This is a genomic window from Aquimarina latercula DSM 2041, assembly GCF_000430645.1.
In the GTDB taxonomy this organism is placed as follows: Bacteria; Bacteroidota; Bacteroidia; order Flavobacteriales; family Flavobacteriaceae; genus Aquimarina; species Aquimarina latercula.
This window is the reverse complement of the sequence record NZ_AUMK01000003.1, coordinates 385,682-409,014: the sequence shown is the minus strand read 5'-3', so window position 1 is coordinate 409,014 and position 23,333 is coordinate 385,682. Positions and strand designations below refer to the sequence as shown.

Here is a 23,333-nt window from a genome sequence, read left to right as displayed (position 1 = left end):
TTTTATGCAAATATAAACTAAAAACATAGTTTGAACTATGTTTTTAGTTTATATTAATATTCATCAACATAAATAATTAATATTATGGTAATTATATTTATTTCGAATCAAATGCAGGGATAATAATTTCAGTAATCGGTGTCATTATCTTGTCTTCTCTATCATGGCCAGATATAACGATGGTTAGATCGAGTGCTGCTATTACTATTACACGTTGTCCTCCACCACCCCAAGCAAATGAGGCATCATAACTTTTATCACCTACCTTTATGAGTGTTTGATACCAAAAATATCCATAACGATAGTCTTTAGGCATCCAATCTTCTGTAGGTTTCACAATACCACTAGTGGCTGTAGCAAGGTATTCTGCAGAAATAAGCTGTTCACCATGTAATTTCCCTTTATTAAGAACCAAATTACCCAATTTAATCATATCCCGCGACATCATACTTACGCGCCAACCTGCTTCTGGCAATCCACTAATATAATTAGACCATTTATAATTTGTAATACCAAGTTTATCAAGTAGTTCAGTTTTAATAAAATTCTCAGCGGTTCCAGGGACGACTGCATCAATAACAGTCATGACTAGCATTGGGTTAAAATTACCATACAAATATGTCTGAGATTCTGACGTTATTGGTTTGGTTTGCTCCAGAAGCGTCTGAACCAATCCTTGACCTTTTAATCGTATGGAATCCTTCTCAATATCTTTCCAAGTATCGTTATCTATAGCTAATCCTCCATGCATAGTCAATGCTTTATGAAGTGTAATTTTTTCGGCTCCTTTAGTGATTTTTTTAGGATTAATATCTTTTAGAAAACTAATCAAAGGTTTGTTTAAATCTTCCATGGATAGGTATCCCATTTGAATCGCTCTTCCTAGAACTAAACTAGTATACGCTTTTACTGCTGATGCTTGTCCATGAGGCACGTTAATACGTCCTTTTTTATAATAAGATTCAAAAACTAATTTGTTTTTGTGAGAAACCAAGACTGCGTCATAGCTTCCATGTATGCTTTCAAAAATCTCCTGAGAAAGTGTAAGAATTGCGTTTCGATCCTTAGTATTCACAGCTAATGTGTCCACTAATATCCCGTCTTTTCTATCTTCTGGAGTTGTAGTAACAAATGCATTATTGAGATGCGCCATATCCCAGAATGAGACGTCATAATTATCACTTGAAATAGGATTTATTATTGATGACAACCAAGTGGCGCTGCGAATTGCTGTTGTAGGGAATGCAGTTCCATGAGTACCATCAATCACTTCTTTTAATACGGCCAAACCGCCATCTCTTCTATCCTTTAATAATTTAACAAATGTGTCGATGGGTTCTATCTCTTTTTCTAAGGAACCATATGAAATAAAAACATTAGCATTCAGACTCGAGTTTCTATTTGACGTCTCAAAAGGTCCAAATTCAGTATTAAGTTCAGATAAATAATCAACTTCATCTTTAATCGTTGGACTACCAATAATGTAATTGTTAAAGGTATCAGGTTGAGTCATTAGTATATATGCACCAAATTCACCACTCAGTGAATACCCAAAATACGTACGACTATTGGGGTCAGAACGATAGGTATTTTCGACATATTTAATGACATTATCGCGAATAAAGCCTAAATGTGTTTTGGCTTGACCCATTTGGTATTTTGCTTGAATTTCTGGATTGCTGTGTTTGCTTATCGAGTAATCACGAAACCTACTCACATGCGCTCCTCTCTCTTTTTTTAGGGCTGAGTTTATGTCTAATTGCCAAGAAATCCCAACTAGAATTACATCTTCAAGAATATATTCTTGGCAAGCAGATAGTATTTCGCGATGCCACACAGCATCTGTATAATAAAGGACAGGATAGGTCTTATTAGTGTTCTCAGAATAATCTTCAGGCAATTCTATATAAAGCTCATATTGTCTGTTATTTTTAGAGTCTTTTATTGGTATTACTTGTATTTGTGGTGATACTAAGGGTGATCCTTTCACTATTTCTGAATTTCCATTTGCATTATTTTCTTGCGCAACAATGACTTGTATCGAAATGATACATAATAATATTAATAACTTCGCTGTATTCATGTTTATTCTTCTAATAATTAACTAAAGCTTAAATAACTGACACACTATCTCTTATATGTTGTTTTATTCAAGATCAAACAGTCCGGATTTGGAAAGCTGTCGCGAAATGACATCCAGTTGATTCCTTTGGCGATCAGTATTTGATGTTCCGTAAAATGCAATAACCAAATCTTTAGAAGGAGATACATAAAGACCTTGACCTCCATGGGCACCTTTATAAAAATCACCATCCTCATACACTGCACCCCATTGATAACTACTATATTTCTTTTCTTCTGGATCCTTTGACTTATTGAGGTTTTTATTAACATCTCGGATTTTAAATAAGTGCGCATCAGAAATCATTGGGTTTGTGCTCTTTCTACCACTAGGAGTAAAAGCAAGACCAAACCTAGCAAGATCTCTAAGTGTTGTAGACATACCATCCGCATATGAAATAGAGGTTCCATTTTTATTGATTCCTAAAAGGGCACTAGATTCTGCTCCTATCTTTTTCCATATTTCCTGTTCTACAAAATCGCGAAAGGTAAGACCACTAATTTTTTCAACCAGTAATGTTAATACCATAGCATCGGCATTGCTAAATTGATACTCTGTTCCAGAAGGTTTTGATGCTTTTGCAGTAGCTAAATCTTTAATTGGATCAAAACTTACCTCATAGTTCTCTAATGGTACACGATCAATTCCGGAGCTCATAGAAAGAATATCTATTACTGGAACTCCTTCCCAACCAGAACCTTTAAAGGCATCAAAGTAGTAATCAATAGGTTGGTTAGTATCGATTAAATGGTTATCCTCTAAAATGGCTATTGAAGTACTCACAAAAACTTGAGTTATTATCATATTAATATGTAGATCAGTTGGGAACATTCTCGGATAACCTTCAAAGACGATGTTGCCCTTATGAATTATAATTAACCCATTCACTTCTACTTGCTGTACATAGTCATTTAATGATAGCCCACTGCCTTTTTTCAAATCTGTTGGTGTAATAAAATTTTTTACATCATCTCTTGGTGTTTCTTCTAGTATTTTTGGTACATCTGACCTAAGTATCCGCGAGTGTTCTTTTATTTCGGAGAAGTTTAAATAATAATATCGTTCCAGATCGCCATATTCTGTCCAATTGCCTCCTTCATAAATACGTTTATGGAATCCATAAATTTCTTCTTTTGTAAATCCAACATAATTATACGTTTCATATTTTGGAATTGTTGTATTTATAGTATTAGCATGTTTTTTTTCCTCGTCTTTACAAGCGATAAAAAAAACTATAGTTAAGAGAATTAGAATACTGTTTTTCATAAATTATTTATAAATGTTCAATAAATCTATATCAAAATCTCTGCTTTAATCGCTTAAAAGGATCAGCACAACAATTAAATGACAAAACCATTTCGTCATTGATATACCCGTTTTATAAAGAAATTAAGATGATTAACATTTATAGATACTATCTTTATTAGCTTTTAAATGAGTTTATGATTAAAAAAAAGTCCTTACAGCGTACAATACTCCTTAACATAGGAGCTTTTGTATTGGTGCTCATCCTTGAATTACTAAGTGGATGGATGATCATAGATCGATATGATTCGACTTTTTCTTTTTTTTTATGGGCACTTAAATATGCCATTAATATTATGGCAGCTATTTGGATAAATCATTTTATTCTTATTCCTTACTTTTTTGATAAGAAAAGATATATTATATACGTACTCTTAGTTATTGGGAGTATATTTTTTATTGCCTATGTAGAAGCTTTTGCTAACAATAGCTGGCCTGGTGTTACTAAAACTTTTTTATTCCATTTTTATACGACAGGTACTGGTATGGCTGCTTTTTTTTTAAGAAGAAATATGATCATCCAAAGAGAAAATGCTGAGAAAGAAAAATTGCAAAAAGAAATGGAACTCATTTATTTAAAAGAGCAGGTGAATCCTCATTTCTTATTTAACTCATTAAATAGTATTTATTCACTTTCTAGACAACAATCTCTAGAAACTCCTGATCTTGTCATGCAGCTTTCTGAATTAATGCGTTACCAATTAGAAAGTTCTAAAAAAGAAGCGGTTTTATTAAAAGAAGAAATTGAGTTTATAGAAAATTATCTATTGCTTGAAGAAAAAAGGCTGAGTAAACGATGTACTATTGAGTTTTTGATTGAAGGTGATCTTTCTGGATTAAAAATTTCACCAATGTTATTGATCCCTTTTGTTGAAAATGCTATTAAACACGGTGCACAAAGCACCAATGAACGGAGTAAAATTGATATTTCTGTTACTATAAAAAACACTACGCTACATTTTAATGTGGTTAATTCAAAGCCTACTATGATTCCAATATCAAATAGAAATGGCCTAGGGCTTGAAAATGTAAGAAGACGTTTGGGTTTATTGTACGCTAATGCTCACACATTGGATATTATTGATAACGCAAATGATTATCATGTAAATTTAACTATTAATCTAACGGTGTAATATGATAAAAATAGGTATTGTTGATGATGAATTATTAGCACGTAATGTACTAGAAGAGTACTGCTCTAAAATTGAGAATTTTGATATTGTAGTTAATACTGGAAATCCTCTTGAATTTATTAATTTCATTCAACAAAATCACGTTGATCTTATTTTTCTTGATATAAAAATGCCTGAACTTACTGGGATGGAAATTTTGCGTTCTCTATTAAAACCACCTAAAGTGATTCTTACCACAGCTTATTCGGAGTATGCGTTAGAAAGTTATAATTATGGCGTTGTAGATTATTTACTGAAACCCATAAAGCTTGAACGCTTTTTAAAAGCTATAAATAAAGTTTCGGCATCGAAAATAACAGCCCCTAAAAAGAATAGTCCAAATAAAGAACTTCAAATAAAACATGATGGTGTACCGGTTAATATTTCATTTACATCAATTTTATACATTCAGAGTTTTGGAAATTATTTGAAAATCTTTACTGATTCTAGAATGTATCTTATTTCAGAGACACTCATTAATATCACTACTTTATTATCTACAGATTTTCAACGCACCCATAAATCATACATTGCTAATTTAAACAGAGTTTCAAAAGCTACTAAAACCAATTTATTAATTGAAGATAAAAAAGTGCCTGTAAGCGCTATGTATAAGGTTATTGTATTTGAAAAATTAGAAGTTTTAGCGAAATCATGAAATAGCTAATTCCCTTTTCACATCATAGAATGCTTCCCTCCTACATTTCTAATCGGCTAAATACATTCTCGTTTTAATAAAAGGTATTCTTTGGTATTTAATTAGTAAACTTTTAAAGAAAATACAGAACTAATAAACATACATCTCCTATAGCTTCTAAAATCAAATCAATCGTTTCAATAAAATTTGTACTGTCTTTAATGTGCCATCTTCTAATTGCACAGTTATGGACACCACTTTGTCTTCACTGCGTAACGCTTTTTGGTAAAATTGTTTGTCTTTTTCCTTAATACCGTCAATAGAAATTAGTTGCTGACCAGCTCTTAAACCTTTATCATAGGCCATACTAGGTTGATAAATGGATTTAATAAATATAGATTTTCTTTTTGATTTCAGAATAATACCACTCAATGGAAAATCGAAACTATCCTTAAATGATTTATTTGGCTTTAAATAGATTTTCTTTTTTTTATAGTTTAATATAAAATTAAATTTACTTATGAATTCTAATCCTAAGATGCCCATATAAGCTTCTTTAGATAACATTCCCTTTTTTGATTTTGAAAGAGATACTGGTATTTCTGAAAAAGTATAATTGTCAATTTTAATATTTTTAACAATACCTTGTTTAGTTTTATCTTTGGAATTAATCCCTTGAGATTCTTTAATAATGAGTTTTTCAAATTTCGATACCATATTCAACTTACTTGTAAACGGCTCGTTAAATATAAATGGTGATGCCACATTACCTGTATCGAAAAGCACTTTGCCAGACAATGATTCATTATTAGAAAGTAAAACGGAAATATCTATTTCAGGTGTGCAAAATGCTTCAGTAAAAGGAATCGATTTATAACCTTTAGTGTCAGGTTTCCCTTTTCGTTTATAAAAATAAATTGTTTTTGTGTCGAAGTTCGTTTCAGTAACATAATTTTTGAAGATATCATATCCTATGATCCCTTTAATATCGGCCAAACGAGATAAATCTGATACATACATTTCTAAATTTTTTAGTACAATATTGTTACTTAATGACACTCGCTGCTTTTGTGTCTTTCTTATATCATTATTAACGGCTGATGCCCCAGTGATTTGAGTAGGTTGATCTTGTAATGGTAATCCTAATTGGTTAACGACACTATTATCAATAACTGTGACTGAAGCACCAGTATCCATTACAAAATCAGAAACCATCACTTTATTTATTTTTAATGATATAATTATAAGTCCGCTATCATTTATTGTAAATGAAATTTGATCAATGGGTTTGTCTTGTCCAAAAATTATTAAAGGAAATAAAATTAAAGTGATTGTAAAATACGTTTTCATTGATGTACATTTTAGTTGTGATACTAAATTGCAGCATTACTGAGCGCGAAAAAACAGAAAAAAGGTGAAGCTATATAATGATAGAATGAAAAGGGATAAAATGACGATTAATTATTAGTTTTCTAACCATATCCTAAATGCTTTAGTTGTAGATGTACTTGTGACCGCTAAATCTTTTATATTACTGATTTTTAGGTACAGTCTATTTTTACTGTGAGGCGAAATACTTTCTATAAAATTAATATTCACAATTTGACTTCGGTTAATTTTAAAGAATTGATTGGGGTTTAATTCATTGTATACTGTTCCTAGATTCTTCGAAATGGTATGAAACATGCCCTTAGTGTCGTATAGTTTACACAAATCCCCAAACACTTCGATAAAACATATCGTCTCAACATCAATAAGTTTTATATCGTCTTTCTTCTTTACAACAAATCGCTTTTTGTATACATTCTCCTTACTTTCTAATAATAACTTAAAGTCATTAAAAATGTCTTTATTATAAGGTTTTGTATTAAAAAGTGTTTCAAACTTTTTAATTGCTTCATTTAACTCTTCTTGAGAATATGGTTTTAAAACATAAGCAATCCCATTTGTTTGAAAAGCTTTGAATAAATGTTCATTATAGGCTGTACAAAAAATAATAGGTGTCGAAAAAGTCACTTGACTAAAAATATCAAATGAAGTTCCTTTTAATATTTTAATATCAGCAAAAATTAGATCAAAAGTATTTGAGTTTGTTAACGCTTCAATACCTTCATTTACAGAACGAACATGAGTATGCATAAAGTTATCACCTAAATAATTTACTAAATAACTTAATAGCTTTTTATAAGCGGGTTTTTCATCTTCTATAATTAAAATAGTCATTATAATATGCCGTATTAATCTATTAAATTAAGTAAAGGTATTTCTAAAATAAACTTTTGTTTATCCTCTATTATTTCTATGGTTCTATCTCCTAATAACTCGTGGCGTTTTCTTAAGTTTTCTAAACCAGTACCTAAAGATTCTTTTATGTTGATCGCATTAGATTTGTTGTTCTCAATTCTAATTTTATCCTTTTCGATATGAATTTGTGTTCTAATTATGATTTTATTATCCGCAGTATTATGTTTTATTATATTTTCAATAGACGTCAATAAAGCACCATTTAGTATATATTTATTTTTATTAGAAGCATTTCTAAAAACTTCAAAACTATAATCACCTTCAAAGCGAGTTTCTATTAAAAAAAAATACTTATTTATAAGAGATAATTCTTCATTAAGTAAAACAACTTCTTCATCTTTTTTATGAATAAGATAGCGATATAATGCTGCTAAATTCGAAATATATTTTTTAATAGTTTCTTTAGAAGAATAATCTACTAGAGCATCAATAGTATTGAGGTTATTATATAAAAAATGTGGATCATATTGCGCACGTAACACTTTTAGCTCAAGCTCTTTTTGTAAGTTAATTCGATTGAGTTGATCTTCTCGATAGTTATAATATTTTTTTCCGAATACTAACACTAAAGGAATAGAAACATTAATAATAGAATCTTCAACATTAAAAAGAATAGTCTTACCAATAGAAGGCAACTCTTCCCACTTTATGTAACCAAAAGGAATGTAGTATTTGTTTAACAAGAAGAAAAAAAAGCCAATAGCAGACAAACCAGATATACCAATTCCAAATAAACCTACGTAACTTTTATACTTAATTAGGAAAGTTTCTATGACCCACTTAATAAACCATAACAATACAATCATCTGAATGATCCTTATTGGAATACTAATAAAATATTCTGTAAAAGAAAATGTATTTGTATCATAAAAATGATGAAAACCATTCCAAACCCAGTAGACTAAAAAGTAGACTGCCAAAAGCTGATAATCTGTTTTGTTAAATTTAATAGAGTTCATCAAAGGTTTTAATGACTAGTAAGATAAAAAATTAATATACTTTCGATCTTTAAATGATTGTTTTCTTTTCTAACTCTTCCAATAATTTTAGCCATGAAAAGACCTAATTATTTATACCTCTATCTAAAACCATTAATGAGAGCCTTGTGAGTTATTGATATATTCTTGCAATATTATCTGAAAATGAAAATCTAAAAAAATGAAAAAAGATCAAATAGGATAAAATCCATTTTAAATGGTATTTTAATAAGATCGATTTCATATAAAGCATTCGTTATTTTCTGTTATTTAATTGAAATCATTATTCGCTAAAGTGAGTTCCCCTACTCTCCTATTCCATAAACTAAAATCTAAAAACACCCCTTATTCCTGAAAATAATTAGTACACTGTAACTATTTATTGTATTCGATTGTTTTTATAAAATAATTTATAACATCTACATTTTTTTCGTTTTATATATCATTAAATAAAACAGTAACTTTATTAAAGAGCTTTCAAAAAAAAGTCAATGTCCATGATAGTATCGTAAATTAAAGTGGTTTTTACTTTATATAATATACTAGGCGTATGAAATCATAACCTTCTATTTCGATTCATCCAAAACCTATTCACAATAAATTCTTAAAATTTAAGTTACGAAGACATTATGATTATTGTAATACTACAATATCATCGTGTAACACAAATTAACTCGTCATGAATAGAAATACTCTAAAAAACCTACATGTAAAAAGAAAGCATTGGCAAACTTGGCTTTGTCTCTGCCTAGTATTAACTTTTGTACAACCTGTCTCTCCGCATGGGACAGTAACCAGTCCACCGAGTCGTGTTTGGGCTTGTTTTCAAGAAGGTCCTGAAAGCCCAGATTCTCCTGCTTGCCAAGATGCTGTAATTGGTTGGGGTACACAAGCTTTATACGATTGGAACGAAGTTGCCAGAATGGATGCCGGCGGAATGCATATGGATATCATTATGGATGGAAATCTTGCCAGTGCCGGACGTCCGGACAAATATGGCGGATTAGATCAAGTAAGAAATGATTGGGTAGCAACACCTGTTACTCCAGGCCCTCTTACTGTAACCTGGACCAACACTGCTCCTCATGAAACCTTATACTACCGAGTGTATATAACAAAGGCAGATTGGACACCAGATAAGCCACTAACTTGGGATAGTCTAGAACTCCTTGTAGAAACAGATCCAAGACCAGCGGCATCTGTTGATGATATAGATGTTATATTACCGCAAAGAACAGGTAAACACGTCCTTTACAGTATCTGGCAACGATCACTTACCGCTGAGGCATTTTACTCTACAAGTGATATTGATTTTGGAGCAACAACAGAACCTTTACCGCCCGTAGCTCTTTTTACAAGTGATAATGGAAGATGTGGTGGCTCTGATGTTACTTTCAGTGCAGCAGATTCTTATGATCCTAATGGAGATCAATTGACCTATTCTTGGGATTTTGGAGATGGAACCACTGCAGAAGGTCTTGAAGTTTCTCATACATATTCGAATTTAAACAGTGCTACAGTTACTTTAACTGTTAGTGATGGAATGTTTAGTAGTGGAGCTACGGAAACAATTAGTTTAACAGTAGATCCAGAATGTGAAGAAACTGTTTGTCCTTTTGATACTCCAAGAGCAGCAGCCTTACCTTCCTTAAATGAAACCTATAATTATGTATATGTGATTGGTGATAATGGACCTGATTTTAGTGATATTTATAAGTTTTTCATCAACTGGGATTTAAACAACCAAGGACTATATAATTTTGATTATCAAACTACAAGTACTTATACATCTTTTGTACAAATGCCACAGACTTTTGCTGATGACAATCCAGAAGTTACCTTTACTAATAGTGGAATAGCAAGATTAGATGGTTCGTATTTTGTAACAGTTGATAATGGTAATTTTGTGATGGTTTCTAAAACTGAAGGATTTACAATATATTTTAGTTTAACACCGAACGAACCCTCTTGTGCAACTACGTTATCGGTAACTTCTTTTGATGAATTAGGGCTTACCGCATTTCCAAATCCTTCGAATTCAGTGATAAATATTTCAGGAACTTCTAAGCTTAATGGAGCTATCATAAAATTATTAAGTCCAACAGGTACAGTATTGAAGTCGCATCGTATAAACAATGAATCTACTTACACTATTGATGTAAGTAATCTTCCTAATGGCTTATATATAATTACTTTAGAATCTGAAATGGGAGAGAAATCAATGACCAAAGTTATTGTAAATGAGTAAGGGTTAAATTAGAATCCTACTGTAAGGTTCTTAATGTTCATTACAGCATTTTATATACTTATAAAGGCAGCAATTTAGTATTGCTGCCTTTATTTATTCTTATGGATGTTACTCTATTAATATAAAAATCATACTTTTTAACTTTACAAGAACCTTTAATATTAGTTATTTTTCCAATATTCAGAATAATCATATTGATAGACGCCATCTATTAATTTTACTGCAGGACGGTTAATATTTCTATCTACTGTTTGCATATTTGAACTCATCATTTTGGGAGTTCTTTTTTCTTTTCTAGGTTTTGTATTTTCATCCGCAATAACTGCAGAAACTGGAAGTGCCATCTGACAAGAACGGATAGTTTTATAAAAAGAAGAAGCTTTGTAACCTATTTTATTTATAATATCTGGACTTACAGCAACATATTTATTGCCTTTTTTAAATAATAACCGCGTGTTTGGGTTAACTAATCGTATTCTGATTTCTACATCATTAATAGGCTTCAGCGGTCCATTATAGTTTAATGTTTGTATTATTTTGTTTGTTTCTTTACTCACATATTGTACTTGGTAATAGGGATATGTATATTCTTCATAAACTGGTACATAATGCGCTCCACCAAATAAAAATTTCCAGAAAGTGTCATTTTCGTTATAATAAGAAACCAAACGTTTATCTATTTTATGGGTGGGTTGCCTGCAATCTATTTCTGTAGTTTTATCATTTCTCTTTATTTCCATATCACCCTGAATTGACAAAATAAGTGCATCATTTTGAGTATTTGAAAAAACGGTTGTCCAACCTTGATCTGTAGCCAATGGTAGAGGTGTTGTCTCTCCGTCCCATTCAGGAAGTTCGATGTCAGGTTTAAATCCTTCGTAGTCCCTAAAAATGGATAAATCGTCTATATAGCAGGAATTTGGATCTTCTCGACAATCTCTTATCATTCTTTGTAATAATGATTCATAATTTGAAGCTAAATCTTCCTCAATATCACACTGATTGATATCCTCTTCGGAAAACAAATCCGGATTATTTCTTACAAATTCTATATTACCTTTAGCTTCTTTAACTAATGCTAGTAGATGTCCCGCATCTTCTAAAACCTTTCGCTGTACAACTCTAATTTGGCTAAAATCAATATCAGGAAAACCTGCAATACTTTCATATGGACTCATTTCTACATATAAAATAACCGCGCGCTTGTCTGCACTTACATCTTCTTTAAATTGTGCAGCATATTCTAAAAATGATTCTATATTTAGATCACGAGGTGTTGGACCACCACCTCTAGAAATAATTGTAGTATTAATACTTTTTGTACTTTCTTGTTTTTCTTTAACCTTTTCCACATTAATTTCTCCATTGACTTTTACGCCTAGGTATTGATTTGTAGTTTTAAAAAACACATCAACTTTTTCCTTTTCTCTAGTATTACGAGTATGCATAGTATATAAGGTAAATAACTCACCTCCCGTATAAATTCTGCTAACAAACATATCACCGCAGGTGCGTATAAAAGCTTCTGGATCATTTTTTGCCAATTCTATGAGAGCTGGTTTTATTTTCGGTTGGATCAAGACCAGTGGTTCATTTACATATTCTGCCTTAATTAATAAATGATCAGAAAAACTACTAAACTCTGTTTCATTAAGCACATTGACCTTAAGCTCATTTTGAGAGCTCCAATTACCTAAGGTAAAATCCAACTCTGCCTTTGCAGATATATCTAATGATTCTTTTAAGTCTTCTTGTGTGCTAACACGATCTACCGTAATTTGTCCTGTGTTTCCTCTGGCTCCTGCCGATATTTCCGCTCCCTTAACAATACCATCAAAATCAAAAACACCGAAATACTCTTGTCCTGTAGAGCTATTATATCCATTGCCAAAGTTTAATTTTTCATACACCCGCATGACTTTTGGATCAGGACTATCAGGGTCTGGGAATGTTCTGCTAACAATACTATCGGCTTTAGTCATTTTGACGAAAGTATCCGTTGTTGGCGTTGAGTCTGGGGCTTTTTGTTTTTGCTCACATCCGTATAATACAAAAAGGACGAGAGAAGCTATTAAAAAACTTTTCATCGTTTAGGTAGTTAATTAGTTTATTAGTTACTAGCAAGTTAGTTATTAATTTCTAAATAATAATAAAGCAAACAATAAGGTGAACTAATGAAAAACTAAATGGTTCTAGAAAAACGAAAACTACGAGAAAAAATAACCTTTTTTGATATACTTCCACTTCACTCCTATACCTTTCTGCGATAACTTGATAATTTAATATAGCGCTTGATACAAGTAGATATTAACTAGACTTTTTAAAATGGCGCAAAAGTATCTTTGGGTGCGTCCGGTATACTCCAACGTTGATGAGCTGTTATATTTTTTGGTTCATCAAATTTAGATATCGAATTATCAGAATTACCATAACTGCTTGTATTACCTCTAGGGATCTGCATATGATCTCCATATAACCAAACAACCAAATTGCTGCGTTGTCCACTGGTAATAGGGTGTGTAGCGTGTGGGACATCACCACGATGGATTATTGCTTTACCCGGTTCAAAAATAGTCTGTACAATTTTTCCAGTAGTTTTATCATGAAAATCAACTTGTGAACCTGTAAATTCTTCATCAGCTAAGTTAATATTGATATTCAAAGTAGCAGCTGAAGCATCAGTATGCGCATGCAAATCTTTATCTTTATCAGGGTTGTATTGAATGGAAAAACCAAATGTTTGGCTATCATAACCATAAGTACCTAATAACAAACGAGCAATCGGACGCATATAACGGTTCATTATATCATTGTAAAATGCCTGAAAATTAGGTGCAGCGAGATGTCCTTCGGAGCGTGGGTCAAGCATAATTCCATAACGATTTAATTGGATACCATATGGTGGACGTTTAGGAATTTGTGAATTTATCACTGCTTCTAGATAATCACGGAATTCTGTTAAACGATCAAGATTAAAAAATTGCGCAGAATAAACACCTGGAATAATTTCTTTCCATAAGTCGGCAACAACATTTTCTTTTTCTGGGTTTTCCCACGCGTCATTAATAGCTTGTAGCAAGCTTGGGTCGAGTAATGTTTCATCCGGAATAAGTAAATGATCTTTATTTTCGATTTCCCATTCTGCCCATGCATTTTCGAGCAATTTTCGGTTGCTGTTCCAAAATTGAGAAACAGATACTTCACGTTTTAACGATGCTTCACGAGATGGTAGAGTGAGCGCACGAGCCTGTGCGAGTGCATTATTTTTTTTCATTTTAATACTATTTTTTTATAATGGATGCCCGGTATTTTTGAGCATCCATTGTAATTATTGAATAAAATCAATTCTTAATCTCTTTGGATTTCCTGTAAATCAATTAACATATTTTCCCAGTTCTTTTGATTATCGTGGTCAAATTGTGCTCCATTTTCATCTGCAATTGTAAATCGCTTTATTGCTGGTGTTTTGCTAGTTGCTTGAAACAATTGATAGGCTTCTTCATGTAATGCTTCAGCGATAGGTAAATCGATAGAAGCATAAACAGCTCTTTTACAAGCTTCGATAGATTCAGCTGGAAATTTAGAAATACGTTCTGCTAATGCATCTACATAAGCTCCTATTTCATCTGCATCTAAAGCCTTATTGATTGTACCAAATTTTTCTGCCTCGTCTGCATCCCAATCTCTTGCTCCTAAAATAATTTCTAGTGCTTTACCCAATCCTGCTTGTCTTGCCATACGAGATGCTCCACCACCACATGGTAAAATCCCCATACCTACTTCCATTTGCATAAATTTTGCTTTGCCACGTGCTGCAAAACGCATATCTAAAGCTAATGCCATCTCGTGACCACCGCCACGTGCAAAACCTTCTATTTTTGCTATAGTAGCTTGTGGCACATTACTTAATCGCTCTAATACTGATTGTAAATCAAGTAGTTTTACTTCGTTTCTTGGTACAGCTTCTTCAGACATATCCCTTAGGAGATTTGTATCATAGTGACATACCCAATATCCTGGATTAGAAGATTGAAAAACAACTACTTTTACACTTCTATCTCGTTCTAAACGAAGACATAAACTGCTTAAGTCCGCTAACATTTCTTGTCCTTGTACGTTTACAGGTCCAAAGTTGATATCTACTGTTAAAATTCCACCTTTTTGTTCTGCTGTGAATGTTTGAAAATTTTTGTAGTCCATTGTGTGTATATTTAAAAGTGTTAATTATTAATTGCGGCAAATGTGTGTTGCTTTATTTTTCCATTATCGATGATATAAGTGTCTGTAGCAAGTTGTATATCTAGATGTGTGTTTTTTCCGTTCCAAACGAAATACACTACATTATCGTGGACTTCTTGTTTGATAATTTTAAACTTAAAACCATCAAAATTTGGAAGGAACTCTTTATAAAAATCGAAAATTGCTTGTTTTCCTTTATACGTTTTTTCCGGCGTAATGAAGATTGCATCATCCGTATAATCTTCAGCTACTTTAGAAGGTTCTAATGTGTCAACAGCCCTCATATGGCTCTCAAATACTTCTTGTGAATTTTTCATTATAACTATTGTTTATGAATTATAATTCAAATTTACGCTGAGTCTAGAGCCTAGATTTAGTAAGAAAAAAAGATGATTTAGTAAAAAATGAGGAATCTATAATTATAGGGTAGTACTCAAACTAGCTTTATATTTTTTTGCCGTTATTCCTTTATAAGATAGAAAGGTTTTATCTAAGTGACTGCTATCAGTAAAACCCAATTCTTGAGAAATTTCTGTAACTGTTAAATCTGTATATTTTAAGCGAGTTTCTGCTAATTTCAATTTGTAATTAAGAATGTATTTCTTTAAACCAATATTCATTTTATTTTTAAAATATTGACTAATGTAATTTTCTGAAATATGAAATTGATTTGCTAATTCCTTTTTTGTTAGTTTTTCAGAATCATGAATATTACTATGGATATAATTAATAATGTCCTGAATTTTAGAACTAGACATTTTTGAAGATATAAAATTTACATTTCTAGAAATAATATGTAAAATAGTATGCATCGTTGATTTTAGTACGACTTCATTTTTTAAATTCTCATCATTATATTCATTGCACAATACTGAAAACAAAGAGTTTAAACTATATTGATCAGTATTGAACTTTAGCCTTAAATTAGATGTTCTATCTGCACTATGTAAAATTATTTCTATTCTTCTAAACCACTCTTTTCGTTGTAATTCATTTTCTTCTAAGCTAGAGCTACTAAAAAAACTATTTAGAAATTTTACAGCAGAAACTGTTGTCGGGGTTTCAATTTCTAAATTATATTGATCACTAGGTATTAAGATGAATAGTTGATTATCACTATACTTAACTTTGTGATTATTGATAACAATAGTTCCTGCACCCTTTTCTATATGTAGAATTTCGAAAAAACGTATGGGAGTGTATTTACAAAAAGCTAAAGATGTTGCTTCCTCAAATTTTTGAATTACAATATTTTGGAATATAGTTCTAGGCATTATTTTACTAACTATAATTTTTGCATTACAACTAATTTAAAAATCAAACATTTCGAAATTAGCGTTTTACTCATTTTGTAAAACAAATATAGTTAGATAAAAAAGCTCTAATTAGTAAAAACACTTGTGATTTTAGTAAAAAACGAGGATTTTAGCATCTACACTATCTTTATTGTAAATTCTCAGTTATAGCTATTTGGAAACCAGTCCACAGTTCAGGTAATAATATTAATTTATTCGATTTGTTGGTAGTATATTTGTCGAGAAATTATATTAAAAAGATATCTCTTATAATTCTATGCCTTTTAAAAAATTACACGCTGATATACAGGAAAAGCTCTCGGACTTAGATATAACTTTGCCGACACCTTTTCAAACTAAAGCTATTCCTGTAATAAAAAGTGGCGCTAATGTATTTTGCAGTGGTCCAACGGATATAGGTAAAACGACTACACTTATTCTTACTATTTTACATAAACTAAAATGTACTGCTGTTGGTAATGCACCTAGAGCAATCGTGCTTGTAAAAAACAAAGAAAAAGCCACAGAATTGTATGATTTGTTCTTAAAATATACCAAGCATAACTCTTTACGAGTATATTTAAGTCACGAGGAATTACATATTGATCTTCAAAAATCAGAAATATTCGAAGGACTTGATATCCTTATTTCGACACCCGTAACACTAAATAAGTTGCTATTAGCTAACGGATTAAGTGTTTCGCAATTAAAAATATTTAGTGTTGATGATGCAGGTTTTTTGACTGAAAATGCAGCGTATACTGCACTCCTTTCTATTACTCGTGGTATTAAAAAATGTCAATTCGTCTTATATTCAGAAAAGCTTGATCCTAAACTAAAGCGTTTTGAAAATAGTTTTATGGAGTATTCTAAAAAAATATCTGTATAACACTCAATTATAGTATTTACTCAATATTTTCCCACCAAGATTTTTTCAGATTGTTGTTTTCTTTTAGAAAAATTGATTCTCCAATCATTGGAGTAATAATACTGATATTCAATTCTTTAGATTTCTTACTAACTCGTTCTATAGGATCTTTCCAAGTATGCATTGCCAACTTAAAACCACCCCAATGAATTGGCATTATTACTTTTGCCCTAACATCTAATCCCGCTTGTGCAGTCTCTTCTGGGAACATATGTATATCTGGCCACATTTCGTTGTACTGACCACATTCTATCATAGCAAAATCGAATGGGCCATACTTCTCACCTATCTTTTTAAAATGATCCGCATATCCACTATCACCACTAAAAAAGATATTTTCTTTATCCGATTGAATTATCCAAGAACTCCACAATGTTTTTGCTCTATCAGTTAGGCCCCTCCCAGAAAAATGTTGTGCAGGTGTACATATGAATTTTATTTCTTCATACATAATTTCTTCCCACCAATCTAATTCTATAATTCGTTCCTTTTCTATTCCCCATTTTTGTAGATGAGCCCCAACTCCTAATGGTGTGTAAAACATAGTTACTTTATCTTTTAGTTTCTGAATAGAACCATAATCTAAATGATCATAATGATCGTGAGAAATAAGAACAGCATCTATTTTAGGCATTTTTTCTATTTCTATCGGAAGGCTTTTACTAAAACGTTTTCCTCCTAACATAGGATGTGGTGCTGGTACATTTCCAAGCATAGGATCTATCAATATGTTTTTATGATTAACCTGTAACAAAAATGACGAATGGCCAAACCAAATAAGACTCGACTCTTTTTTAAACTCTACAATATCCAAAGAATCCACTTCTTTAATAGGTAAATTATCATTGGGTACTGTATTCGGTTGAGATTTTAAATATCCAATAAGACTCTTACCCATATCACTTAGACTCATATCTAGCTTTACCTCATTAGTGTTTATAAATTTTCCATCCTTATAATTTTTTGAAGAAGTATATGAATCTCGTTGCTCATCTGTTGCCTTACCTCCAAACTCAGGACTTAAATTAATAAACAAAATAGCTATTAGTAGCACTATGCCAACAAGAATTCCTATACCTGCAATCATTCGTTTTAAATATTTAAAAAAATTATTTTTCATTAGTTGTTTTAAGATTCTTATCTTTCATTAGCTGGATATTTAATTTTTAAGTATGTAAAAGATTCTTTATAATCGAATAAATATTCTTTTATGAACAAAAAAAATTAACTTTTTATAGCATTCCAAACAAAGGAAAACATCATATCCGTGTCCTTTTTATTTAACTGTATTTTCTTATTTATAATTAGGTTAACAGTTTCATATAACAGTGCTCCAATTGTAGCTTCCAAAACTTCATTATCAATATCCCTAATAAGTCCTTCTTTCTTACCTAACTCAAATAAATTCGTTCCAATTCTGTTTTTGGTTTCTATTATTGCCGTTGGAATTTTTTCATAGTACGGCGACTTTTTTACTTGTGTTATAAAATTCATCTCTTTACTGTGATTTATACTAAAATTAATCCAGTATAACCAAACAGCTTTCATTCTAAGTTTAAAAGGTACATCCTCTGTAATATCTTGAACACTATTTTTAGTAATATTAGTTATTAACTCGCTTGCTATGGATACTATAAGATCATCTTTGTTTTTATAATAGACATACAATGTGGAGACCGAAATACCAATTCTGTTAGCCAACGTAGACATTTTTATACCAGCAAATCCCTTTTCGGAAACAATATCCAAGGTGTGTGCTATAATTGCCTCTCGTTTATGCTCATCTTTTACTCTCACAATGCAAATATAAGGTAATAATCGAATATATATTCGATTATTACCTTATAGATTTGATTTAATTAATAATTGGATCGTATTTATATAATAATATACTTGGAGACATAAAACAAAACAACCATCAAACTATAGAGATACAGTTACATGACTAAGGCCTGCTTAGTAATTAATATGAGTATATGATTTATGGATAATTTTCCAAGTACCCTTTACCTTTAGTAACATCATATAATCGGTATATAGCCTTTTTCTAGTTGGTACATCGATTTCTACTTTTGCAATAGCTGCATCATTTACAACATCTATTGAAACTATCTTACCAACTCTTTCCCGTTTTTGACCTTCTTTAAAATAACTAATATACTTCTTACCAGATCTAATACTCAAAGTATCATTAGATATTGAATATAAATTTAAATCTTTATGAAAGGCTTTTTTTATTCTTTCTGGTGCTCCATTTGCGGTTCCTTCTATATAATGTAGAAGAGTTTCAGTGATTTGATCTTTGTCTGATTGCCCAGAGGTTATGTAAAAACTAATTAAACATACAGATAATAGCAATAATTTTTTCATTGTTCGATTTTTAAAAGATTGATTTAGTATGCTAATCTATTTGAAAACTTCAAAAATCATTATACAAAACGAGTTGATGTTCTACGGATTTATAATTCCGCAGAAAAATACACATATCATTTACACGATTTTTTAAACTGAGATGGTGTCATTCCTTCTTGTTTTTTAAAAGCGGTATAAAAAGTAGAGTTCGATTTAAAACCGCATTCATTACCAATTGCTTCTAAAGTAAGTAGTGTATTTGTTTGAATTAGTTCTGTAGCAATTTTTATGCGATAGTTGTTTATATAATTAGAAAAACTTAAGCCAAGATTATCATTAAGGTACTGAGATAGTTCGTGCGGTTTTATATCTAGCTTACTAGCAACATCAGATAACTTTAGATTAGGGTCACGATGTATTTCATCTTTTTCAAACAAGATATTTAATCTATCGGCAATAGAAGATGCCTTTTCCTGGTCTATCTTTTTATTAGCATATTTTACTATAGGTGTAAGAAACGTAAGTGTACTATTTCTTCGTTTTATAATCCAAATAACCAAAGTAATGTAAAAGGTAAATGAAAATGACAGTGCTCCAACAATATAAGAAGTATATGTTGTGGTATTATATGCTAACCAAATAATAAAACCACCTGTAACGATATTAATGATCCAAAAATCTAGCGTAGTAATCTTCTCTGTTTTACTCCAAAGTTTCCTAAACCTATTCCTAGATTGATATATAGCTGCGATTGTATAGGTTGTCCATTGGATAAATAAAAGGGAACCAAATATTCTTGGTGGACTAAGCCACCACAAGTGTTTGTATTCTCTATAGGGATATTCAATACTAATGATAATCATAAATATAAGTATCAGAACAATATGAAATAACCAATTCCATTTATGAACTTTGTGAGGGTTTATAGCAATTTTGGTATATAGATATAAAAATGGGCCAATTAAAAAACAGGCTGTTAAACCTATACTAACGAATACAGAAGATGTACCTGGATAAAACGTTAAGAAAACTGATTTAGTAACACGAACACTTATTACAAATAAAAGAGCTGCTAAAAAAAGAGTGGCTCTGCTCCTATTCTTAACTAGAAACCCAAAATAAAGACTAAGAAAGAGTCCGTTAAAGGCTCCTAAAGCACTAAAAAAAAACAATAAATTTTTACTGAATTCCAAATGATGACTGTTAGTATAACAAATATAAGAAATGTTATTTCAGATTATTAACAATCTTACTTACTCAAAAATTTCACAAAGTATAAAAAGAAAAGATGCTTCAGTATTAATTACTGAAGCATCTTTTGTAAATTATTAGTTTGATAGTTTGTTATGAATTATCTAACAATTAATTTTTGAGTAATCTCTTCGCTACCCTTTGATTTAATTTTTACAATATAAACTCCAGAACTAAGCGACAAACTACGCGCAGAGAAATTATTGATTCCTGGGGTTAATAAAGCTTCATACTTTTTCTGCCCCAATGTATTATATATATGCACAATAGCATCTTCGGTACTTTGAGAACTTAACTGAAGAGAGAACTGATCAGATGTTGGATTCGGAGACATTTTTATTGCTTCGATACCTTCTTTATCAGTTCCCATAATTGGTCTTTTATCATCTAAATTAGCAATTACTTCTGTTGCAGATAAACCGTTACAAGACCCTTCATATATTTTTACGTTAGAGAAGATAGAATTATTTCCTGATCCTGCATCATTATCATTGATAAACACCAATCTATCCATAGCTCCGGTATAAAAATTCCCAACAGGAATTACATAAGTAGTTGTACCAGAAGAATAATTATCAAAATTCGTTACTCCATAGTTTTGAGTACCGTGTACCTTAAAATAACGTGAGGATGTTAGTGAATTATTATCTTCAAAACCTACTGCATGAATCTCTCCTTGCGATGCGCTGCTAAAATCAAATTCGATTACTGTATTTGCAGTAACGGTATAATTAAGACCAATATATTTCCAAGTATTGTTAGTTAATGATAAAGCTCCTCCTCCATTCTGTATAGCGAAATTTCCTGCACTATCTTGGTTAGAAAAAGAGGTGATTGCAAAGTCATTAAAGTCAATACTATCACAGGTTGGATTTGGATTTCCTGTACCATTTTGGATACTTACAGCATCAATAGCAATATCACTTTGCCATCCACTAGCGCCAGTTCCTGTCAATACATTAAAACGTAATTGTACACTTGGATTACCTGCATAACTCGTTAGATCTATACTTGTTTCGTTCCATATATTACCTTGATCTCCTGATCTACTAAATATTGGTAACCAATTTCCAGTATTGTTTGTTCTTGCTTCTACTGTTAAGCTATTAATTTGACTACCAAACATATGATATTCAAAATTAAGGGTTGGAGAATCTACATTAGTAAAGTTCAAACAAGGTGAATTTAGTATTGCTCTTTTATTAGGAAAACCTGTACCATTACCAGAGGCTTCTACGTAGATATAAGTACTTCCATCAGTAGCACTACTTGGCCCCGTTTGATTTGAAGGAGTTCCTCCTGAATTTCTAGTAAAGTTGATATCATCTCCAGAAGTAGCATTACTCCACTCGCCAAAATTACTTTCAAAACTTTCGTTGAACGGAAAAGAAGTTACATCACCAGAACAGGTATCATTAGGCGGAGGTGGTGGCGTACCATCAATTGCTCCATCAATATCAAATCTAGAAAAGAAATCCCAAATTTCTTGAGATGTATTTACGTTTCCACCGTTCCAGCTATGTCCTTTTCCTTGGACTCTAATAAATTCTGCCGTTACCCCATTATCACCGTTATCCCAGATAGAACGAGTAGATCCTCCTCCTAATTGAATCACATCTGGTGTACTATCTCCATTATTAACTGCAGACCAATATTCCATAACATCCTGTATTGGTTCATTCGTTCCGTTACCATTTATAGAAATTACATTATCATTCGTTCCCGTAATTTGTAATACTGCAGTTGGATGTTGTGGTTGACATTGATTATTGGTAATCCAGCTTCTAGTCATACTTCCTGCAACCGAAGCAACAGCTGCGATCCTAGGACTTAATTCGCAAGCAAGTCTGTAACTAAAAAATCCTCCATTGGAGAATCCTGTAGCATAAATTCGCTTTTCATTGATATTATAATCTTGCTGAATTACATCAATCAAGGCATCTGAGAATCCTAAATCATCCTCATTACCACCAAAGTTATTATTAATAGCCCATCCAGAGAAAAAGCCTCCTAAACCTTGAGGAGTGACAAAAATGAATTGATTATCCTCGGCTAATTGTCTAAAATCACTTTGATTGTACTGAGTATCAATGTTATTAGTAAAACCATGGAAATTTAAAATTAAAGGAGCAGGTTGATTGGCATCATAGCTCGCAGGAATATACAAACGATATTGTCTGGTTCTACCGTCATTTTGTAATGTAGCATTAATGACTTGCTGTGCTTGTAGTGCAATAGTAGTCATAATTGTTATGACTAATAGCCATAACGTTCTTTTTGTAAAGCTTAGTTGAGTTTTCATTGTAAGGTTTTAATTAATTGATTTGTGTTAAATAGTTAAAAAGTATTATGCGTGAATAATAAATTGGTTTGATGCCGCAAATATATTCATTAAATTAAATAAATATCAAAATAATTCTTAAAAAAATACAATATTCATAATTATGTTATATAAAAAATAACAGAAGTATAATTCCTACAGTTATTTTAACGATTGTCGTTT

The 23,333-nt window shown here is 31.4% G+C and carries 19 protein-coding genes; 4 read left to right on the top strand and 15 right to left on the bottom strand.

What is annotated here, in order from left to right:
• Positions 1–97: 97 nt before the first annotated feature.
• Both H526_RS0101985 and H526_RS0101980 read right to left on the bottom strand, forming a co-directional pair.
• Positions 98–2,083: a serine hydrolase gene (locus H526_RS0101985; protein ID WP_027391437.1), complete on the bottom strand. Its 1,986-nt coding sequence runs from the start codon at positions 2,081–2,083 to the stop codon at positions 98–100.
• A 63-nt stretch (positions 2,084–2,146) separates the two neighbouring features.
• The gene (locus H526_RS0101980; RefSeq protein ID WP_027391436.1) at positions 2,147–3,388 is read right to left on the bottom strand and encodes a serine hydrolase domain-containing protein; all 1,242 of its coding nucleotides are present in this window, start codon (positions 3,386–3,388) and stop codon (positions 2,147–2,149) included.
• Between the two features lie 176 nt (positions 3,389–3,564).
• Between H526_RS0101980 and H526_RS28080 the strand changes: the two genes are divergently transcribed.
• Both H526_RS28080 and H526_RS0101970 read left to right on the top strand, forming a co-directional pair.
• The gene (locus H526_RS28080) at positions 3,565–4,560 is read left to right on the top strand and encodes a sensor histidine kinase (RefSeq protein ID WP_035084110.1); all 996 of its coding nucleotides are present in this window, start codon (positions 3,565–3,567) and stop codon (positions 4,558–4,560) included.
• A 1-nt stretch (position 4,561) separates the two neighbouring features.
• Complete coding sequence (locus H526_RS0101970; protein ID WP_027391435.1) at positions 4,562–5,257, top strand: LytR/AlgR family response regulator transcription factor; 696 nt, start codon at positions 4,562–4,564, stop codon at positions 5,255–5,257.
• A gap of 162 nt (positions 5,258–5,419) precedes the next feature.
• Here H526_RS0101970 and H526_RS0101965 read toward each other — a convergent pair whose 3' ends face one another.
• The 3 genes from H526_RS0101965 to H526_RS0101955 form a co-directional block, all read right to left on the bottom strand.
• Positions 5,420–6,586 carry an aspartyl protease family protein gene (locus H526_RS0101965; protein WP_027391434.1) on the bottom strand — a complete coding sequence of 389 codons (1,167 nt, stop codon included), beginning with the start codon at positions 6,584–6,586 and terminating at the stop codon, positions 5,420–5,422.
• 114 nt (positions 6,587–6,700) lie between these two features.
• Positions 6,701–7,459: a LytR/AlgR family response regulator transcription factor gene (locus H526_RS0101960; protein ID WP_027391433.1), complete on the bottom strand. Its 759-nt coding sequence runs from the start codon at positions 7,457–7,459 to the stop codon at positions 6,701–6,703.
• Between the two features lie 14 nt (positions 7,460–7,473).
• Positions 7,474–8,499 (bottom strand): sensor histidine kinase, encoded by a 1,026-nt coding sequence (locus tag H526_RS0101955; protein WP_027391432.1) that lies wholly within the window; start codon positions 8,497–8,499, stop codon positions 7,474–7,476.
• Between the two features lie 697 nt (positions 8,500–9,196).
• Here H526_RS0101955 and H526_RS30550 point away from each other — a divergent pair.
• A complete protein-coding gene (locus H526_RS30550) occupies positions 9,197–10,765 on the top strand; it encodes a lytic polysaccharide monooxygenase (protein WP_051335928.1) in 1,569 nt (522 codons plus the stop codon).
• Between the two features lie 161 nt (positions 10,766–10,926).
• Here the strand turns inward: H526_RS30550 and H526_RS0101945 are convergent, their stop codons facing one another.
• From H526_RS0101945 to H526_RS0101925, 5 genes are all read right to left on the bottom strand, one after another.
• The gene (locus H526_RS0101945) at positions 10,927–12,852 is read right to left on the bottom strand and encodes a hypothetical protein (protein WP_027391431.1); all 1,926 of its coding nucleotides are present in this window, start codon (positions 12,850–12,852) and stop codon (positions 10,927–10,929) included.
• Between the two features lie 233 nt (positions 12,853–13,085).
• Complete coding sequence (locus H526_RS0101940) at positions 13,086–13,928, bottom strand: 2OG-Fe(II) oxygenase (RefSeq protein WP_245591173.1); 843 nt, start codon at positions 13,926–13,928, stop codon at positions 13,086–13,088.
• Between the two features lie 185 nt (positions 13,929–14,113).
• Entirely contained in the window at positions 14,114–14,965 is an 852-nt protein-coding gene (locus tag H526_RS0101935; RefSeq protein ID WP_027391429.1) for an enoyl-CoA hydratase/isomerase family protein, read from the bottom strand.
• 20 nt (positions 14,966–14,985) lie between these two features.
• On the bottom strand, positions 14,986–15,321 hold the full coding sequence (locus H526_RS0101930; RefSeq protein ID WP_027391428.1) for a nuclear transport factor 2 family protein: 336 nt from the start codon (positions 15,319–15,321) through the stop codon (positions 14,986–14,988).
• Positions 15,322–15,423: 102 nt separating this feature from the next.
• A complete protein-coding gene (locus H526_RS0101925) occupies positions 15,424–16,278 on the bottom strand; it encodes a helix-turn-helix domain-containing protein (protein ID WP_027391427.1) in 855 nt (284 codons plus the stop codon).
• 298 nt (positions 16,279–16,576) lie between these two features.
• On the opposite strand from H526_RS0101925, the gene H526_RS0101920 reads away from it, so the two are divergent.
• Complete coding sequence (locus H526_RS0101920; RefSeq protein ID WP_027391426.1) at positions 16,577–17,188, top strand: DEAD/DEAH box helicase; 612 nt, start codon at positions 16,577–16,579, stop codon at positions 17,186–17,188.
• 16 nt (positions 17,189–17,204) lie between these two features.
• Here H526_RS0101920 and H526_RS0101915 read toward each other — a convergent pair whose 3' ends face one another.
• The 5 genes from H526_RS0101915 to H526_RS0101895 all read right to left on the bottom strand — a co-directional run bounded on the left by H526_RS0101915 (position 17,205) and on the right by H526_RS0101895 (position 23,132).
• The gene (locus tag H526_RS0101915; protein ID WP_027391425.1) at positions 17,205–18,347 is read right to left on the bottom strand and encodes an MBL fold metallo-hydrolase; all 1,143 of its coding nucleotides are present in this window, start codon (positions 18,345–18,347) and stop codon (positions 17,205–17,207) included.
• A 104-nt stretch (positions 18,348–18,451) separates the two neighbouring features.
• Entirely contained in the window at positions 18,452–19,024 is a 573-nt protein-coding gene (locus H526_RS0101910; protein WP_027391424.1) for a TetR/AcrR family transcriptional regulator, read from the bottom strand.
• Between the two features lie 159 nt (positions 19,025–19,183).
• Positions 19,184–19,597 carry a nuclear transport factor 2 family protein gene (locus tag H526_RS0101905; RefSeq protein WP_027391423.1) on the bottom strand — a complete coding sequence of 138 codons (414 nt, stop codon included), beginning with the start codon at positions 19,595–19,597 and terminating at the stop codon, positions 19,184–19,186.
• Between the two features lie 116 nt (positions 19,598–19,713).
• Positions 19,714–20,772: a helix-turn-helix domain-containing protein gene (locus H526_RS0101900; protein ID WP_027391422.1), complete on the bottom strand. Its 1,059-nt coding sequence runs from the start codon at positions 20,770–20,772 to the stop codon at positions 19,714–19,716.
• 158 nt (positions 20,773–20,930) lie between these two features.
• The gene (locus H526_RS0101895) at positions 20,931–23,132 is read right to left on the bottom strand and encodes a T9SS type A sorting domain-containing protein (protein ID WP_035084100.1); all 2,202 of its coding nucleotides are present in this window, start codon (positions 23,130–23,132) and stop codon (positions 20,931–20,933) included.
• Positions 23,133–23,333: the final 201 nt, after the last annotated feature.

Excerpts from the sequence above, each read along its gene's own strand:
- H526_RS0101985 (WP_027391437.1), bottom strand. The coding sequence starts at position 2,083 with ATGAATACAGCGAAGTTATTAATATTATTATGTATCATTTCGATACAA.
- H526_RS0101980 (WP_027391436.1), bottom strand. The coding sequence starts at position 3,388 with ATGAAAAACAGTATTCTAATTCTCTTAACTATAGTTTTTTTTATCGCT.
- H526_RS28080 (WP_035084110.1), top strand. The coding sequence starts at position 3,565 with ATGATTAAAAAAAAGTCCTTACAGCGTACAATACTCCTTAACATAGGA.
- H526_RS0101970 (WP_027391435.1), top strand. The coding sequence starts at position 4,562 with ATGATAAAAATAGGTATTGTTGATGATGAATTATTAGCACGTAATGTA.
- H526_RS0101965 (WP_027391434.1), bottom strand. The coding sequence starts at position 6,586 with ATGAAAACGTATTTTACAATCACTTTAATTTTATTTCCTTTAATAATT.
- H526_RS0101960 (WP_027391433.1), bottom strand. The coding sequence starts at position 7,459 with ATGACTATTTTAATTATAGAAGATGAAAAACCCGCTTATAAAAAGCTA.
- H526_RS0101955 (WP_027391432.1), bottom strand. The coding sequence starts at position 8,499 with ATGAACTCTATTAAATTTAACAAAACAGATTATCAGCTTTTGGCAGTC.
- H526_RS30550 (WP_051335928.1), top strand. The coding sequence starts at position 9,197 with ATGAATAGAAATACTCTAAAAAACCTACATGTAAAAAGAAAGCATTGG.
- H526_RS0101945 (WP_027391431.1), bottom strand. The coding sequence starts at position 12,852 with ATGAAAAGTTTTTTAATAGCTTCTCTCGTCCTTTTTGTATTATACGGA.
- H526_RS0101935 (WP_027391429.1), bottom strand. The coding sequence starts at position 14,965 with ATGGACTACAAAAATTTTCAAACATTCACAGCAGAACAAAAAGGTGGA.
- H526_RS0101930 (WP_027391428.1), bottom strand. The coding sequence starts at position 15,321 with ATGAAAAATTCACAAGAAGTATTTGAGAGCCATATGAGGGCTGTTGAC.
- H526_RS0101925 (WP_027391427.1), bottom strand. The coding sequence starts at position 16,278 with ATGCCTAGAACTATATTCCAAAATATTGTAATTCAAAAATTTGAGGAA.
- H526_RS0101920 (WP_027391426.1), top strand. The coding sequence starts at position 16,577 with ATGCCTTTTAAAAAATTACACGCTGATATACAGGAAAAGCTCTCGGAC.
- H526_RS0101915 (WP_027391425.1), bottom strand. The coding sequence starts at position 18,347 with ATGAAAAATAATTTTTTTAAATATTTAAAACGAATGATTGCAGGTATA.
- H526_RS0101905 (WP_027391423.1), bottom strand. The coding sequence starts at position 19,597 with ATGAAAAAATTATTGCTATTATCTGTATGTTTAATTAGTTTTTACATA.
- H526_RS0101895 (WP_035084100.1), bottom strand. The coding sequence starts at position 23,132 with ATGAAAACTCAACTAAGCTTTACAAAAAGAACGTTATGGCTATTAGTC.